Annotated in this window: 20 protein-coding genes; 18 read left to right on the top strand and 2 right to left on the bottom strand. The window is 64.8% G+C overall.

The genetic code is table 11. The features are described from left to right. Positions 1-122 precede the first annotated feature (122 nt). Entirely contained in the window at positions 123-539 is a 417-nt protein-coding gene (locus M3498_11075; protein ID MDQ3459825.1) for a hypothetical protein, read from the bottom strand. 236 nt (positions 540-775) lie between these two features. On the opposite strand from M3498_11075, the gene minD reads away from it, so the two are divergent. Further along, complete coding sequence (gene minD / locus M3498_11070; GenBank protein MDQ3459824.1) at positions 776-1,579, top strand: septum site-determining protein MinD; 804 nt, start codon at positions 776-778, stop codon at positions 1,577-1,579. After that, positions 1,579-1,812, top strand: coding sequence for a cell division topological specificity factor MinE (minE, locus tag M3498_11065; GenBank protein MDQ3459823.1), 234 nt, complete (start codon positions 1,579-1,581; stop codon positions 1,810-1,812). The genes minD and minE overlap by 1 nt, the downstream gene beginning before the upstream one ends. Positions 1,813-1,879: 67 nt before the next feature. Here the strand turns inward: minE and M3498_11060 are convergent, their stop codons facing one another. Continuing rightward, positions 1,880-2,179: an isoamylase early set domain-containing protein gene (locus M3498_11060; protein ID MDQ3459822.1), complete on the bottom strand. Its 300-nt coding sequence runs from the start codon at positions 2,177-2,179 to the stop codon at positions 1,880-1,882. A 185-nt stretch (positions 2,180-2,364) separates the two neighbouring features. On the opposite strand from M3498_11060, the gene M3498_11055 reads away from it, so the two are divergent. The 16 genes from M3498_11055 to M3498_10980 all read left to right on the top strand — a co-directional run bounded on the left by M3498_11055 (position 2,365) and on the right by M3498_10980 (position 14,452). Next, the gene (locus M3498_11055) at positions 2,365-3,117 is read left to right on the top strand and encodes a 2-phosphosulfolactate phosphatase (GenBank protein ID MDQ3459821.1); all 753 of its coding nucleotides are present in this window, start codon (positions 2,365-2,367) and stop codon (positions 3,115-3,117) included. Next, positions 3,114-3,542, top strand: a complete 429-nt coding sequence (locus tag M3498_11050) for an NUDIX domain-containing protein (protein ID MDQ3459820.1) — start codon at positions 3,114-3,116, stop codon at positions 3,540-3,542. Before M3498_11055 ends, M3498_11050 begins: the two co-directional genes overlap by 4 nt. Continuing rightward, positions 3,535-3,873, top strand: a complete 339-nt coding sequence (locus tag M3498_11045) for a TetR/AcrR family transcriptional regulator C-terminal domain-containing protein (protein ID MDQ3459819.1) — start codon at positions 3,535-3,537, stop codon at positions 3,871-3,873. The genes M3498_11050 and M3498_11045 overlap by 8 nt, the downstream gene beginning before the upstream one ends. Continuing rightward, positions 3,870-4,721, top strand: coding sequence for an ABC transporter ATP-binding protein (locus M3498_11040; GenBank protein MDQ3459818.1), 852 nt, complete (start codon positions 3,870-3,872; stop codon positions 4,719-4,721). The genes M3498_11045 and M3498_11040 overlap by 4 nt, the downstream gene beginning before the upstream one ends. Beyond that, positions 4,718-5,449, top strand: a complete 732-nt coding sequence (locus M3498_11035) for an ABC transporter permease (protein MDQ3459817.1) — start codon at positions 4,718-4,720, stop codon at positions 5,447-5,449. The genes M3498_11040 and M3498_11035 overlap by 4 nt, the downstream gene beginning before the upstream one ends. Before the next feature lie 2 nt (positions 5,450-5,451). Next, positions 5,452-6,204 (top strand): hypothetical protein, encoded by a 753-nt coding sequence (locus M3498_11030; protein ID MDQ3459816.1) that lies wholly within the window; start codon positions 5,452-5,454, stop codon positions 6,202-6,204. Positions 6,205-6,363: 159 nt separating this feature from the next. Further along, positions 6,364-7,668, top strand: a complete 1,305-nt coding sequence (gene aspS / locus M3498_11025; protein MDQ3459815.1) for an aspartate--tRNA(Asn) ligase — start codon at positions 6,364-6,366, stop codon at positions 7,666-7,668. A gap of 104 nt (positions 7,669-7,772) precedes the next feature. Further along, positions 7,773-8,303 (top strand): Rrf2 family transcriptional regulator, encoded by a 531-nt coding sequence (locus M3498_11020; protein MDQ3459814.1) that lies wholly within the window; start codon positions 7,773-7,775, stop codon positions 8,301-8,303. Further along, the gene (locus M3498_11015) at positions 8,290-8,490 is read left to right on the top strand and encodes a YezD family protein (GenBank protein ID MDQ3459813.1); all 201 of its coding nucleotides are present in this window, start codon (positions 8,290-8,292) and stop codon (positions 8,488-8,490) included. Before M3498_11020 ends, M3498_11015 begins: the two co-directional genes overlap by 14 nt. Positions 8,491-8,683: 193 nt before the next feature. Continuing rightward, positions 8,684-8,860: a YezD family protein gene (locus tag M3498_11010; protein ID MDQ3459812.1), complete on the top strand. Its 177-nt coding sequence runs from the start codon at positions 8,684-8,686 to the stop codon at positions 8,858-8,860. A gap of 157 nt (positions 8,861-9,017) precedes the next feature. Then, the gene (locus tag M3498_11005; protein MDQ3459811.1) at positions 9,018-10,025 is read left to right on the top strand and encodes a sulfate ABC transporter substrate-binding protein; all 1,008 of its coding nucleotides are present in this window, start codon (positions 9,018-9,020) and stop codon (positions 10,023-10,025) included. A gap of 66 nt (positions 10,026-10,091) precedes the next feature. Further along, positions 10,092-10,928, top strand: coding sequence for a sulfate ABC transporter permease subunit CysT (gene cysT / locus M3498_11000; protein MDQ3459810.1), 837 nt, complete (start codon positions 10,092-10,094; stop codon positions 10,926-10,928). Between the two features lie 11 nt (positions 10,929-10,939). Further along, on the top strand, positions 10,940-11,830 hold the full coding sequence (gene cysW / locus M3498_10995) for a sulfate ABC transporter permease subunit CysW (protein MDQ3459809.1): 891 nt from the start codon (positions 10,940-10,942) through the stop codon (positions 11,828-11,830). Further along, a complete protein-coding gene (locus tag M3498_10990; GenBank protein ID MDQ3459808.1) occupies positions 11,827-12,834 on the top strand; it encodes a sulfate ABC transporter ATP-binding protein in 1,008 nt (335 codons plus the stop codon). The genes cysW and M3498_10990 overlap by 4 nt, the downstream gene beginning before the upstream one ends. Before the next feature lie 118 nt (positions 12,835-12,952). Beyond that, a complete protein-coding gene (locus M3498_10985; protein MDQ3459807.1) occupies positions 12,953-13,234 on the top strand; it encodes a hypothetical protein in 282 nt (93 codons plus the stop codon). A 282-nt stretch (positions 13,235-13,516) separates the two neighbouring features. Continuing rightward, complete coding sequence (locus M3498_10980; protein ID MDQ3459806.1) at positions 13,517-14,452, top strand: tripartite tricarboxylate transporter substrate binding protein; 936 nt, start codon at positions 13,517-13,519, stop codon at positions 14,450-14,452. Positions 14,453-14,493: the final 41 nt, after the last annotated feature.

Genomic DNA, 14,493 nt, shown 5'->3' with positions numbered 1-14,493 from the left:
GCTTGAGGTGGTTAGCGGGAAACGGCCAGACCCGCCTCCCGCGCCTCACCTAGGGGGTGACTGACGGGCGGCGCGAAGCCGGCGCAGGAGTCGTCTCAGGTTGCCGCGATCAGCGCCGGCTGCTAGTTGTTGGCTATGACCTTGAGGCTGAACTTGCCCGTCTTGGCGACCTGGCCGTTGCTGGCGCCGACCGTGACTTCGACCGGGGTGTCGCCCGTGAGCGCCGCGTTCTTGGCCGCCTTGAGCCTGAGGACGCCCTTGTCCGCGAAGATCTCGACGTCCTTGGCGGTGACGCCGTCGGGGGGGTCGATTAGCTTCACGGTCACGGGCCGCGCGTAGAGCGGGATGACATAGCTGACCTTGACCGTCACCGCAACCTCACCGCCGCGCTTGATCTCGACGATCTCGTCGTCCAAGCCGATAGTGTACTCGAGCATGGCGCGGTCGATCACCACGCCCTCCAGACCCATCCCGCAGCCCGTCAGCAGGCCGAGGACCAGCACCAGCGGCAGAAGCCGCACCTTGACGACACGTCCCATCCCAGTCTCCTTTCTCAAGACCTTTCTCAAGATCTTACGAGGACACCTTAGCGGGAGCAGCGTGACTGGAGCGTGACCGGCTAGGGCGGCTCGCCGGAAGGACCCTTGGCCCTTGGGCAATTTTGTTATAGTGCTAGCTTGACACGGGAGAGCGTGCCGGTAGCCGGGCGTGACGCCAGGGCTGACCGGTGCTTGAACTGCGAACGTCGTACCGTTTCCCGCTAGAGGAGGTTTTGGTGAATGCAAGAGCAATCGTAGTGACGTCGGGCAAGGGAGGCGTCGGCAAGACGACCACCACCGCCAACGTGGGGGTGGCGCTGGCCAAGCTGGGGGAAAAGGTCGCGGTCATCGACACCGACGTGGGCCTGCGCAACCTGGACGTGGTGATGGGCTTAGAGGGCCGGGTCGTCTACGACCTGATCGACGTGTTCGAGGGCAAGTGCAAGCTCAAGCAGGCCTTGGTGCGCGACAAGCGCGTCGAGACCCTGCACCTCCTGCCCGCCTCGCAGACCCGCGACAAGAGCGCCTTGAGCGAGGAGCAGATGCAAAAGACGGTCAGGCTGCTCTTCGAGGAGGAGGGCTTCGACCGGGTGATCATCGACTCGCCGGCGGGCATCGAGTCGGGCTTCCAGACGGCGGCCTCCGCCGCCGACGGCGCCCTGGTGGTGGTCAACCCCGAGGTCTCGTCGGTGCGCGACGCCGACAGGATCATCGGGCTCTTAGAGGCGCGGCAGATCGCCGAGGTCAAGCTGATCATCAACCGCCTGCGCCCCGAGATGGTCAAGCGCGGCGACATGCTCGAGGTCAGCGATGTCTTGGAGATCCTGGGCGTCAAGCTGATCGGCATGGTCCTAGAAGACGAGCAGGTGCTGGTGTCCACCAACCTGGGCTCGCCCGCCAGCCTGAACGGCGACTCCAGGGCCGGTCAGGCCTTTCGCGACATCGCCAAGCGCATCCACGGCGAGGACGTGCCCTTTGCGAGCAGCGAGCAGAGCGGCGGCCTTATGGGCCTGCTCAAGCGGCTGTTTGGAGGCAAGTGATGTTCCGGCGGCTGTTCGGACGCGAGAAGAGCAAGGACAAGCTCAAGGACCGCCTCAAGCTGGTCCTGGCCTACGACCGCGCCAACCTCTCCCCCAGGCAGATGGAGAACTTTCGCGACGACCTCCTGGGCGTCATCAAGCGCTACTTTCCCTCCGAGGGCGACTACGACGTCAAGCTCGAGCAGCACGGCGACAAGATGGTCCTGGTCGCCAACATCCCCATGAACCAATAAGATGATTAAAAATTGAAGATTAAAGATTTTGAATTTTCAATCTTCAATTTTTAATTTTAATCGCCCTTCAGCAGCTGATGACCGCGTTCTCGGTGCCCTGGTCGTTCCGCACGGTTCCGTCGGCCGCTTCGTCGTTGATGAAGTCGCGCTGGCCGCCGCGAACGAGCATATAGCGGAACTGGTAGTCGCGGCCCGGCTCGACCTCCTGGACGAGCTTCCACTTGCCGCCCTTGACCTTTTCGAAGGGGACGGGCTTCCAGCCGTTGAATTCGGCGAGGAGGTGAACCTCGTCGGCCTGGTGTCCGGCGGGGAGTTCGAAGGTCAGTTTGCACACGTTGCGCGACTTGACCGTCTGCTTTTTGATCATGGTGATAACTCCTAAGCCTGCTCCAGCTGCAAGCGGGTCAAAATTGCAGTCTGGAACCCGGTTGCGCGCAGTCTATGTTGAAGACGCTCGGCAAGTCAAGTCCGGCTTTCACGGTCGCCAAATCCCTTTTGGGCATAGCGCAAGCTTGCCGGCCCCTTTACGCCCGCCAGATGGTATAAGCAGTCATGATCCGTCTCGACGTGCAAACCCTACCCGAACGCCCGGTGGACGACGTCGCCGTGGTGATCGACGTGCTCAGGATGACCACCACCGCCGGCCTGCTCTTCGCCGAGGGCCTGGCGGAGCTCTGGGTCGTCGCCGCGGTCGAGGCGGCGCGCGAGCTCGCGGCGGGGCGCGGGCTGCTGCTCATGGGCGAGCGCCAGGGCAAGGCGCTGCCGGGCTTTCACGGCGGCAACTCGCCGCTCGAGTACACCCGAAGCGTCGCCGGCAGGGGCGCGGTGCTCTGCACCAGCAACGGCTCGAGGGCCGTCGAGTTCGCCGGCGGGGCGCGGCACCTCCTGCTGGGCGCCATCGTCAACGCCCGCGCGGTCGCGGCGCGCGCGCTCGAGCTTGCGCGAAGCGAGATCAGCCTGATTTGCGCCGGCACCGGCGACCGGCTCTCCTTTGACGACGTCTTGGGCGCGGCCTGCATCGCCCGCGAACTGATGAGGCTCGAGCCCGCCCTCGAGCTGAGCGACGGGGCGCTCCTGGCGCTGGCAGCCCTGGAGAGCAGCCCCGACCTTCACCAGGGCCTCAAGAGGGCGAGGCACGGGCGGCTGCTCGTGGACATCGGCTTTGGTGACGACCTCGCCTTCGCCGCTAAGCTGAACAGCCTTGCGGTCGTCGCCGAGCGCAGCGGCCAAAGCCCGGCGCGCTTTGTCAAGGCTCCGTCCACCGGGGCTCCGGTCACCAAGGCTCCGGCCACCGGGGCGGCGTGAGGCCAGAAGACGCCCGCTACGTCGTGGCGGTCGCTGCGGTCATCTTCAGGGGCGGCAAGGTCTTAGCGATGCGCCGCGCCGCCCACAAGGACGCCGGCGCCGGTCTCTGGGAGACGCTGTCGGGCCGGGTGCATCCCGGCGAGGAGCCCGTGGACGCGGCCAGGCGCGAGATCGCCGAGGAGTGCGGGCTCACCGTCGTGCTCGAGGAGCGCCCGATCAGCGCCTACTGCGCCAAAAGGGCCGGCGAGGACATGATCCTGATCCTCTACCGCGCCGACTACCTCGCGGGCGAGGTGATCATGTCGGACGAGCATGACCGCTACGCCTGGCTCACGCCCGAGGAGTTCGCCCGGACGAGCACGCTGGACAAGCTCGCCCAGGTAGTCAGGGCGGAGAGCCTGCGCGAGGTTCGCAAGGGTGCCTGACTTGTCCCTGCGCCTCATGCGGCTCCTCTTCGCTGAGGCGACGCGCTCGCCGGAGCTGGCCGCGCACTACAGCAGCGGCCAGATCGGCGTCTTGCGCTTCATGGTCGCCTACTTGACGCACCAGGCCGACCTCGGCAGGCTGCGGCCGCACGACCCCGAGGCCGCCGCCCGCGCCTTTTTGGAGGCGATGTTCGGCTACGTCCTCAGCCGCGACATTCTGCCCTATTTCAGTGAGGGCCAGCCGGAGTGGGGGCGCTATATCGACGAGGTCGTCACCACCTTCGTGAGGGGGCTCGAGGCCGGTGAGCAGCGCGACCGAGGCCGACCATGATCGAGGTTCGTACCCTGCGCTATTGCTACCCCAAGGCGGCCGAGGCAGCCGTCAGGGGCATCTCGTTTGATGTAAGCACGGGGGAAATCTTCGGCTTCTTGGGCCCCAGCGGCGCGGGCAAGAGCACCACGCAAAGGGTTCTGACCGGCCTCTTGAGGGGCTACGGGGGCAGCGTAAGGGTGATGGGCAAGGAGCTGCGCGAGCGCGGCGCCGACTACTTTGAAACCGTCGGCGTGAGCTTCGAGCTGCCCAACCACTTCCTCAAGCTGAGCGGCTTGGAAAACCTCGCCTACTTCCGCTCGCTCTACAGCGGCGATACCGAGGCACCGGAGGGGCTGCTCGAGCGGCTCGGCCTCACCGACGCCGCCCACCTCCTGGTCGCCCGCTATTCCAAGGGCATGCAAATGCGCCTCAGCTTCGCCCGCGCGCTGCTCAACAAGCCGCGCTTGCTCTTTCTCGACGAGCCGACCTCGGGTCTTGACCCGGCCAATGCCAAGGTCGTCAAGGACCTCATCCTGGAAAAGAGGACGACGGGCACCACCGTCTTTCTGACCACCCACAACATGAGCGCCGCCGACGAGCTCTGCGACCGGGTCGCCTTTATCGCGGACGGCGAGATCAAGGCCGTCGGCGCGCCCAAGACGCTCAAGCTCGAGCACGCCGAGCGCACAGTCAGGGTCGAGTACGGCGAGGGCAGCAGCGCAAGCCGCGACTTTTCTCTAGACGGCCTAGGTCAAAACGCGGACTTTCTGAGGCTCCTGCGCCAGGAGACCGTCCAGACCATCCATAGCCAGGAGGTCACCTTGGAAACGGTGTTCCTCCGCGTCACCGGTCAGGGGCTGGCGTGACAAGGGCTGACGTAAACGGCTTCACCGCCACCTTGCGGCTCGACTTGGCCCTGCAGCGGCGCAACCACCTCTACCTCTTCACCGCCCTCACCACCGTGCTGCTCGCGGTCCTCCTGCGCGCCTTCGTCCCCGGCGAGGCTTTGGCCGAGTTCCTGCCCGGCCTCTTTTTCCTGTGGCTGGGCAGCAGCACCTTTATGTTCTGCGCCGCCATGTTGCTCTTCGAGCGGGGCGAGGGCAGCCTGGACGCGCTCGCCGTCACGCCGCTGCCTCCTAGGGCCTACCTGCTCTCGAAAGTTGTCAGCCTGACGCTTCTGGGCACAGCCGAGAGTCTGGTCATCCTCCTCTTCGCTTACGGCAGCTTGCCAACGCTGTCCGCGGTGAACCTGTTCTTCCTGCTGCCGGGTCTCGTCGGTCTGGCGGCCCTCTACACCCTGCTCGGCCTCGTCGTGGTGGTGCGCTACCGCTCGGTGACGCACTTTGTCGTCACAGCGCCCTTCGTCGTGGCGCCCCTTTTCATCCCGGCGTTGGGCCTGATCGGCCTCTGGCACCCCCTCTTCTACCTCTGGCCGACGCAGGCGCCGCTTCTCCTCTTGCAGGGAGCCTTTGGCGGGCAGGGGTCCTGGCAAATCCTCTACGCCGTCCTCTACACGCCCTTGACGCTGCTCGCCGCCTTCGTCTGGGCGGAAGGCGCATTCGACCGTCACGTCATCGAGCGGCGAGCGGCCTAGCCGTGCGCCCGCTCACGCGCATCTTGCGCCTCGGCGCCAACGACCTGCGGCTGGTCCGGCGCGACGCCTTCTTGCTTGTCATTGCGGCCGTGCCGCTCCTGACCGCGCTCTTCCTCCGCTTCGGCCTTGTGCCCCTGAGCCTCTGGTTGGAGGCCCATTGGGGGCTCGAGCTGGCAGCGCACCACGGCTTCATCGTGAGCTACTTGGTCGTCCTGATGACGCCGTTCGCCGTCGGCATCGTCCTCGGCTTCATGCTGCTCGACGAGCGCGACGAGCGGACCCTGGAGGCGCTTCGGGTCACACCGGTGCCGCTGCGCGGCTATCTGCTCTACCGGACGGCCGCCGCCGCCCTCTTGAGCGCCGTGCTCACGCCCGTCGCCTGGTCCCTGGCGGACCTGGTGCTGCTGGCGCCGGGCAGGCTCCTGGCGACTGCGCTCGTCGCCTCGCTAATTGCGCCCCTCACGGCGCTCCTCTTCGTGGCGCTCGCGGAAAACAAGGTACAGGGCTTCGGCGTCATGAAGGTGCTCAACGCGCTCACCCTTCTACCCGTCGCCGCCTACACCCTGCCCCTGCCCTGGCAGTACGCCGTGGGCCTGGTCTTTCCGCCCTACTGGCCGCTCAGGGCCCTCTGGAGCTTTGTGGACGGCAGCCCCGGCGCGTGGTTCTTCCTCGGGTTGGGGCTCATCACGCAGCTCACCCTGCTCGCCTTCCTGCTGAGGCGCTTTGACCAGCTCATCTACGCGCGCGGCTACTGAGCGCGATTGACTTCGCCTTTTCGCCCTGCTAGGATTCCAGGATGCCGACGCCCCTGCCCCTCGACAATTCCGACGATCGGGTGCTCGGGACATAGGCGCCGGTCGTAGCGCGCTTGAACCCCGAGCTCAGCCTCGGGGATTTTTCGTTTTGGAGGATTTATGGTGACAGCAGGAGAACACGTGACGGAGGGGGCTCGAGTCTTAGTCGCCAATCTCGGTGAGTACGTCGGGCGGGAGGTGAGCCTGCGGGGCTGGGTGCACAGCCGCCGCGACCTGGGCGGGGTGCAGTTTCTCTTGCTTCGCGACCGCAGCGGCGTGGTGCAGTGCGTCTTTCACAAGACGGCCATTCCGATAGGCGAGAGCTGCGTCAGGGTCGAGGGCAAGGTGGTCGAGGCGGCCAAAGCGCCGGGCGGGCTCGAGCTTCAGGCCAGCGCGCTCACCGTCCTCTCCCCCGCCCTGGAGCCCGCGCCCATCGAGATCTCCAAGGAGGACTGGCACGCCAACCCCGAGACGCTGTTGGAGTACCGCCACGTCTCCCTGCGCGGCCTCAAGGCGCGCGCGACTTTGAAGGTCCAGGCCGAGCTGGTGCGCGCCTTTCGCCGCTATCTGAACGCGGCGGACTTCACCGAGATCTTCACCCCCAAGCTCGTCGCGGCGGGCGCCGAGGGCGGCGCCAACCTCTTCGAGGTGGACTACTACGGCAAGCGCGCCTACCTGGCGCAGTCGCCGCAGCTCTACAAGCAGATCATGGTGGGCGTCTATGAGCGGGTTTACGAGGTGGCGCCCGTCTACCGCGCCGAGCTCTCCCACACCAGCCGCCACCTCTCGGAGTACTTGAGCCTCGACGTGGAGATGGGCTTTATCGACTCCGAAGACGAGGTGATGGATCTCGAGGAGGCGCTCCTAAAACGTATGATGGCCGACGTCGGCGAGAGTTGCCGGGCTGAGCTGGGGCTGATGGGTAGGGCGCTGCCCAACCTCGAGGTGAGCTTTCCCCGCATCCCCCTGCTGGAAGCGCGCGAGCTCGTCGCCGAGCGCTACGGCCACAACACGGGCGGCAAGGACCTGGATCCCGAGGCCGAGCGACTGATCGGCCGCTGGGCACTTGAGGAGCATGGCAGCGACTTCGTCTTCGTGACCCGCTACCCGCAGGCCGCCCGGCCCTTCTACACCTACCCCACTGGGGACGGCCTCAGCCGCGGCCTGGACCTGATCTTCCGCGGCGTCGAGATCACCAGCGGCGGCCAGCGGATTCACGACTACGCCATGCTGGTAGGGGAGCTCGAGCGGCGTGGCCTGGACAAGGAAGCCTTTTCCGGCTACCTCGAGGTCTTCAAGTACGGCATGCCCCCTCACGGCGGCTTCGCCATCGGCGCGGAGCGGCTGACGGCCTTGCTGCTGGGCATCGGCAACGTGCGCTTCGCGCGGGCCTTTCCGCGCGACGGCAGCAGGTTGCAGCCCTGAGCTTTCGCTGCGAGACGAGTTTTCTGGCCCCTTGCCCCTCCTCTTGACAACTCTCCCAAAGCCTATTAGACTACTAACTCAATGGAGAATATAGGGTAGTCGTTATGCTGACCAAAAAGACCAAGTACGCGCTCAAGGCGCTCACCTCCCTCGCCCAGGAGTACGACCGCGGCCCGGTGCTCATCGCCGAGCTCGCCCGGCGCGAGCGGATTCCCCGGAAGTTCCTGGAGCTCATCTTGCTCGAGCTCAAGAACCAGGGCATCCTGCGCAGCAAGAAGGGCAAGGGCGGCGGCTACGCGCTCGGCCGCAAGCCCGAGGCCATCAGCCTGGGCCACGTCATGCGCGTGCTCGGCGGGCCGCTGGCCCCTTTGCCCTGCGTCAGCCAGAGCGCCTACCAGCCCTGCGAGGAGTGCCTGGACGAAGCGAGCTGCCGGATTCGCCTGGTGATGAAAGACGTTCGCGACGCCACCACCGAGATCCTCGACAACACCAGCCTCGCCGACCTGATGCGGCGCGGCGACGCAGCCCCTTTGCCCCTGGAAGTCATCGCCCCTGGAAGTCATCGCTTGAGCGCTGGCGCTGTAAGCCTTGCGCTAGACGAGCCCCATAGAGAGGATGCTGATGATGAAACCTAGCCCGCGCTCATCTGAACCCCAGCCCCGAGAAGGGCTCGAGGAGGCGATCCTGGCCGCCCTAAAAGGCATCCGCTTCGGCTCGGTGGAGATCACCGTGCACGACGCCCGCGTCGTGCAGATCGAGCGCAAGGAGCGCTTTCGGCCCGGTGACGAAGGAGGCGCCCCTATCGGCAACGTAGCCAGCTAGGACAAGAACGATTTTTTCGGTGCCGACCAGATCGCTGGAGGCATAGCCAAACACCACAAGCAGACACCACAACCAGAACTGACCAGACCACTGGAGGTTCTCATGAGGGAGGTTGATTCCTTGAGACACGTCCATGGTTTTTTCTTTGTGTGCGCCAAGCCGCACGTCGAGCCGCCCGCGGCGACCAGGTTCCATGAGCCAGGAACGGGATGAAGCCGTCGCGGCGGCCAGCGAAACCGTCAGGAGAATTCTCGCCGCCATCAAAAGCCTGCGCTACGGTTCGCTCGAGATCACCGTCCATGACGGTCGCGTCGTGCAGATCGAGCGCAAGGAAAAGATGCGCCTCGACAGGAAAGGGGAAGAGGAATAAGAGCCTAAACCGTAGTTTGAACTACAGTGTTTTTGTTAGGCAGGCCCAAAATCACGCCTAATCCCTTTCAATCTCTTTGCCTGGCCTCAGTGACCGCTAGCCTCTCACTCGAAGACCGCTCTATACCTCCACCTGCTCCTCCGAAAGGACCCCTGCTATGCGCACTACCGCTGCCCGTTTCATCGTCTGCCTGTTGACCTTCGGCTTTTCGGCCCTCGCTTCCGCTCAGAGCGTCACCCTGCTCAACGTCTCCTACGACCCGACCCGCGAGCTTTACCAGGAGTTCAACACCGCCTTCGCCGCGTACTGGCTGGCCGAGACGGGCCAGAGCGTCACCGTCAACCAGTCGCACGGCGGCTCGGGCTCACAGGCCAGGGCGGTGATCGACGGGCTCGAGGCCGATGTGGTCACGCTCGCCCTAGCTTACGATATCGACGCCATCAGCGACCGTGGGCTCATCGCGCCGGACTGGCAGACGCGCCTGCCCGGCAACGCCTCGCCTTACACCTCCACCCTGGCCTTTTTGGTACGGGAGGGCAACCCCAAGAACATCCAGGACTGGGACGACCTCCTGCGTGACGACGTCGAGGTCATCACTCCCAACCCGAAGACGTCTGGCGTCGCCCGCTGGAACTACCTGGCGGCCTGGGGCTACGCCCTGGAGAGCTCGGGCGGCGACGAGGCGGTGGCCCGCGACTTCGTGGCGGGGCTCTACCGCAACGTGCCCGTGCTCGACTCGGGCGCGCGCGGCGCCACCACCACCTTTATCGAGCGCGGCATCGGCGACGTCTTGATCAACTGGGAAAACGAACTGCTGCTCGCCGTCAACGTCCTGGGTCCCGACGACTTCGATATCGTCGTGCCGTCCGTGAGCATCCTCGCCGAACCGCCCGTTGCGGTGGTCGACCAGAACGTCGACCGGCGCGGCAGCCGCGAGGTAGCGGAAGCTTACTTGGAGTACCTCTACACGGAGGAGGGCCAGGAGATTGCTGCCAGGCACTACTACCGCCCTACCTTGGAGGCGGTAGTAGTGCGTTACGCCGAGCAGTTTCCTGAAGTCAACCTCTTTACCGTCGATGAGGTCTTCGGTGGCTGGCGCGCGGCGCAAGAAGCGCACTTCGCCGACGGCGGCTCCTTCGACCAGATCTACACGCCCGGCAGGTAAAGAAGGTTTGTAACCTTACAACCTTACAAACGCTTTTCATCTCTACCCTTACCCACGGGAGAAGCTATGACTTCAGTTCTTAAAAAACGCAGCGTCCTACCCGGCTTCGGGCTGACGCTCGGCTTCAGCCTCTTCTACCTGGGCGTCCTGGTCCTGATCCCGCTCGCCGCGCTCGCCTTGCGGAGCAGCAGCCTGAGCCCGGCGGCCTTCTGGGCGATCATGAGCGACCCGCGCGTGCTCGCCTCCTTTCGCCTCTCGTTTGGCGCCTCCTTTGTCGCCGCCAGCCTGAACGCCGTCTTCGGCCTCCTGGTCGCCTGGGTCTTGGTGCGCTACACCTTTCCCGGCAAGCGGGTCGTCGACGCGCTCGTCGACCTGCCCTTCGCCCTGCCTACGGCGGTGGCGGGCATCGCGCTGACCGCCATCTACGCGCGCAACGGCCTGATCGGCGGCCTGCTCGAGCCCTACGGCCTGAGGATCGCCTTCACCCCCCTCGGCATCATCATCGCGCTCACCTTCATCGGCCTGCCGTTTGTGGTGCGCACCGTCCAGCCCGTCTTGCAAGACCTCGAGAAGGAGATCGAGGAGGCCGCCGCCAGCCTGGGCGCCAGCCGGTTGCAGACGTTTAGCCGCATCCTCCTGCCGACGCTGCTGCCCTCGCTGCTGACGGGCTTCGCGCTGGCCTTCGCGCGGGCGCTGGGCGAGTACGGCTCGGTGGTCTTCATCTCCGGCAACATGCCCATGCGCACCGAGATCGTGCCGCTTTTGATCATCACCAAGCTCGAGCAGTACGACTACGCCGGCGCCACCGCCATCGCCGTGGTCATGCTGGTCATTTCGTTTGCGCTGCTCCTCATCATCAACCTCCTGCAGAGCTGGAGCGGGCGCAAGCACGCGCCGCACTAGGAGACCCGGTGATTCAAACCATCAGCGACCCGCGCCCCGCCCTTACGCCCGCCGCGACCGGCGAGTCCCCCCTCGTCCGCTGGGGGCTCATCGGCCTGGCGCTCGCCTTTCTCGGCCTCTTTCTCTTCTTGCCGCTCGTCACGGTCTTCGCTCAGGCACTGTCTCGAGGTCTGGCCCTCTACCTGAGCTCCTTTACCGACCCCTACACGCTCTCCGCCATCCGCCTGACGCTGCTGACCGCCGCCATCGCCGTGCCCTTAAACCTCGTCTTCGGCGTCGCCGCGGCCTGGGCGATCGCCAAGTTCGACTTTGCCGGCAAGAGCGTGCTGATCACCCTCATCGACTTGCCCTTCGCGGTGTCGCCGGTCATCGCCGGGCTGGTCTTCGTCTTGCTCTTTGGCGCGCAGGGTCTCCTGAGCCCGTGGCTCCAAGAGCACGACATCAAGATCATCTTCGCGGTGCCGGGCATCGTCCTAGCCACCATGTTCGTCACCTTTCCCTTCGTGGCGCGCGAGCTGATCCCCCTCATGCAGGAGCAGGGCAACGACGAGGAAGAGGCGGCGCTCATCTTAGGCGCCAGCGGCCTTCAGACCTTCTGGCGGGTGACCTTGCCCAACATCCGCTGGGGCCTCCTCTACGGCGTCATCCTCTGCAACGCCCGGGCGATGGGCGAGTTTGGCGCGGTCTCGGTGGTATCGGGCCACATCCGCGGCCTGACCAACACCATGCCGCTCCACGTCGAGATCCTCTACAACGAGTACAACTTCGTCGCCGCCTTCGCGGTGGCCTCGCTCCTGGCCTCCTTGGCCGTCTTGACCCTCATCGCCAAGAGCATCGTCGAATGGCGCGCCGAGCGGGAGCTGGCCGCCGCCACCCTCGAAGCGAGAAAGGAAGCACCATGAGCATCGAAGTGAAGGGCATCAACAAACGCTTTGGCCACTTTGCGGCCTTAGACGACCTCAGCTTGGAGGTCGAAACGGGCGAGCTCTTGGCGCTCCTAGGACCGTCGGGCTCCGGCAAGACCACGCTCCTACGAATCATCGCCGGGCTCGAGGGCGCGGACACGGGCACGGTTCATTTTCACGGCGAAGAGGCCACTTCGCGCAGCGTTCAGGACAGGCAGGTCGGCTTTGTCTTCCAGCACTACGCGCTCTTTCGCCACATGAACGTCTTCGAGAACGTGGCCTTCGGCCTGCGCGTCAAGCCCCGGCGCACCCGGCCCTCGCCGGTCGAGTTAGAGCGCAAGGTCCGGGAGATCTTGGAGCTCGTGCAGATCGACTGGCTGGCGCGGCGTCACCCCAGCCAGCTTTCGGGCGGCCAGCGCCAGCGCGTCGCGCTCGCTCGCGCCCTCGTCACCGAGCCCAAGGTGCTGCTCCTAGACGAGCCCTTTGGCGCCTTGGACGCCAAGGTGCGCAAGGAGCTCAGGCGCTGGCTGCGCCGGCTCCACAACGACATGCACATCACCAGCGTCTTCGTCACCCACGACCAGGAGGAGGCCCTCGAGGTGGCCGACCGGGTGGTGGTCATGAACCGCGGACGCATCGAACAGCTCGGCACGCCCGAGGAGGTCTACGACCACCCCGCCAGCCCCTTCGTCTACGAGTTCTTGGGCGACGTCAACCGCCTCTCGCGCGGCGTTCATAGTGGCGTCCCGGGTGAGGTCTCCTACGTGCGGCCGCACGACCTCGAGGTGAGCCGCCACAGCGCCCACCCCGAGGCGGTAAGGGCCGTGATCGACCACATCGTTCCCATCGGGCCGACGGTCAGGCTCGAGCTCAGGCACGCTGACGACGACAGCACCATCGAAGCGGAGATGAGCAAAGATCACTACCGGTCCCTAAACCTCGCGGAGGGCCAGCAGATCTTCGTCACGCCGCGCCGGCACAAGGTGTTCACGCCGGCCTAGCCGCGGACGCGCGCGCTGAGCGCAGCGAGCTCGAGCGTCCCTCATGCTCCTTCCTTTTTGCCACGCCTGCGAGCGTACATCTACCCATTTACAGGGCCACGGACCTGGGAGGTGACTCATGAGGGGTCTTGACCATCTCACCGTAGAACCAAGCCAAGCGTTCAAATTTCTGAAGATGGGATATGAACTCAGCCGTACGAGCAATTTTGGCGATCTCGACGCCATCGCCTTGGGAAAAAAGTTGGGCTTCAAAAACAAGACGAGCCGGGCCATTTGTGCCTATCTGGCCCGTAAAGGCTTCATCAACTGCGTAACGGCCGACCGGCGCTTTCGCATCTCCAGCAAGGGCTTGGATGAAATCGAATGGTCGTTGGCGCGTCTGGGACATTTCTATGACTGAGCCTCCGGAAGATCAAGGCTGCCCCGCTTACCAAAGAGGTGCCTGCCTCGGATACACTGTCGTACACGGTGACATCACGGTTGACGGATGAGCTTCTTTAGCACTCTCCTGCTCAGATGCGATCTGCCGAAGCGTGTTCCGGCTGTGCCCAAGGTCTGCCGCACGTCTACTTATACTTACGGCCATCACCAAGAACCAGCCTTGGGTGATCGCTTTAAAAACGCGGCTTGCCGAGCGTGATAGGATGATAGCCGCACAACATAAAGAAAGAGGGTGAACGTGATGAGGCTGTTTAAGGTTTTTCTGGTCGTTCTAGCTGTCTTGGGTTTTGCACTTGCCCAGTATCCGGAGAGGGCCCTTACCTACGTCATTCCCTTCGACCCCGGAGGCGAATCCGACATCACTGCGCGGTTGCAGCAGCCTCATCTAGAGGACATGCTCGGCGTCGGCATCACCGTGACGCACCGGCCCGGCGGCGGCGGCGCAGTGGGCTGGGGCGAGTTCCAGCGCAGCGCCCAAGCGGACGGCTACCAGATTATCGGAGTGAATACTCCCCACATCATCGCACAACCATCGCTCCGCGGCGACGCCGGCTACGAGACGGACGGCTTCGAGCTTATCAGCTGGTTCCACTTCACGCCGAGCGCCCTCATCGTGCGTCAGGACAGCCCCTTTGAGACCCTGGACGACTTGATCGACTTTGCGCGGAACAATCCCCAGGTGGTGACCGTTGCGGGCACCGGCACCTTCACCCATAACCATTTTCAAACCCTCCGCCTTGAACGCGAGGCGGAGATTGACTTGACCTACATTCCTTTTTCGGGTACCGGCGCGCTCAAGCCCGCCATTTTGGGCGGCCACGTCTCCGTGCTTATGACCAACAGCACGGCGGGGGTCGAGCTTGGCGATGAGGTGCGCATTCTGGCCGTCGCCGCCGAGGAGCGCGTCCCCGCCCTGCCCGACGCGCCCACCTTCCGCGAACTCGGCTACGACATCGTCGGCGGCGCCTACCGGGGCGTCGCGGCGCCCACAGGCACCCCGCCGGAGATCATCGAGGCGCTGGCGGACGCCTTTGGTAGGGTCAACGAGATCATCGGCGAACAACAGGAACTGCAGGGCTACGTGATGACGGACCTCAGGGGAGACGAGGCCGTGGCACTGATCGAGCAGATAAGGGAGGATTACGAAGACATCCTGCAAGAGGCCGGCGAGCAGTAAGGAAGTGGAGCTACTTCAAGCCGCTTTTATTCAGCTTATCC

Source organism: Deinococcota bacterium (genome assembly GCA_030858465.1).
GTDB lineage: Bacteria > Deinococcota > Deinococci > Deinococcales > Trueperaceae > JALZLY01.
The sequence above is the reverse complement of the archived record's forward strand: the minus strand, read 5'-3'. Positions and strand labels throughout refer to the sequence as shown.

Excerpts from the sequence above, each read along its gene's own strand:
- M3498_11075 (MDQ3459825.1), bottom strand. The coding sequence starts at position 539 with ATGGGACGTGTCGTCAAGGTGCGGCTTCTGCCGCTGGTGCTGGTCCTC.
- minE (MDQ3459823.1), top strand. The coding sequence starts at position 1,579 with ATGTTCCGGCGGCTGTTCGGACGCGAGAAGAGCAAGGACAAGCTCAAG.
- M3498_11060 (MDQ3459822.1), bottom strand. The coding sequence starts at position 2,179 with ATGATCAAAAAGCAGACGGTCAAGTCGCGCAACGTGTGCAAACTGACC.
- M3498_11055 (MDQ3459821.1), top strand. The coding sequence starts at position 2,365 with ATGATCCGTCTCGACGTGCAAACCCTACCCGAACGCCCGGTGGACGAC.
- M3498_11040 (MDQ3459818.1), top strand. The coding sequence starts at position 3,870 with ATGATCGAGGTTCGTACCCTGCGCTATTGCTACCCCAAGGCGGCCGAG.
- aspS (MDQ3459815.1), top strand. The coding sequence starts at position 6,364 with ATGGTGACAGCAGGAGAACACGTGACGGAGGGGGCTCGAGTCTTAGTC.
- M3498_11020 (MDQ3459814.1), top strand. The coding sequence starts at position 7,773 with ATGCTGACCAAAAAGACCAAGTACGCGCTCAAGGCGCTCACCTCCCTC.
- M3498_11015 (MDQ3459813.1), top strand. The coding sequence starts at position 8,290 with ATGATGAAACCTAGCCCGCGCTCATCTGAACCCCAGCCCCGAGAAGGG.
- M3498_11010 (MDQ3459812.1), top strand. The coding sequence starts at position 8,684 with ATGAGCCAGGAACGGGATGAAGCCGTCGCGGCGGCCAGCGAAACCGTC.
- M3498_11005 (MDQ3459811.1), top strand. The coding sequence starts at position 9,018 with ATGCGCACTACCGCTGCCCGTTTCATCGTCTGCCTGTTGACCTTCGGC.
- cysT (MDQ3459810.1), top strand. The coding sequence starts at position 10,092 with ATGACTTCAGTTCTTAAAAAACGCAGCGTCCTACCCGGCTTCGGGCTG.
- M3498_10990 (MDQ3459808.1), top strand. The coding sequence starts at position 11,827 with ATGAGCATCGAAGTGAAGGGCATCAACAAACGCTTTGGCCACTTTGCG.
- M3498_10985 (MDQ3459807.1), top strand. The coding sequence starts at position 12,953 with ATGAGGGGTCTTGACCATCTCACCGTAGAACCAAGCCAAGCGTTCAAA.
- M3498_10980 (MDQ3459806.1), top strand. The coding sequence starts at position 13,517 with ATGAGGCTGTTTAAGGTTTTTCTGGTCGTTCTAGCTGTCTTGGGTTTT.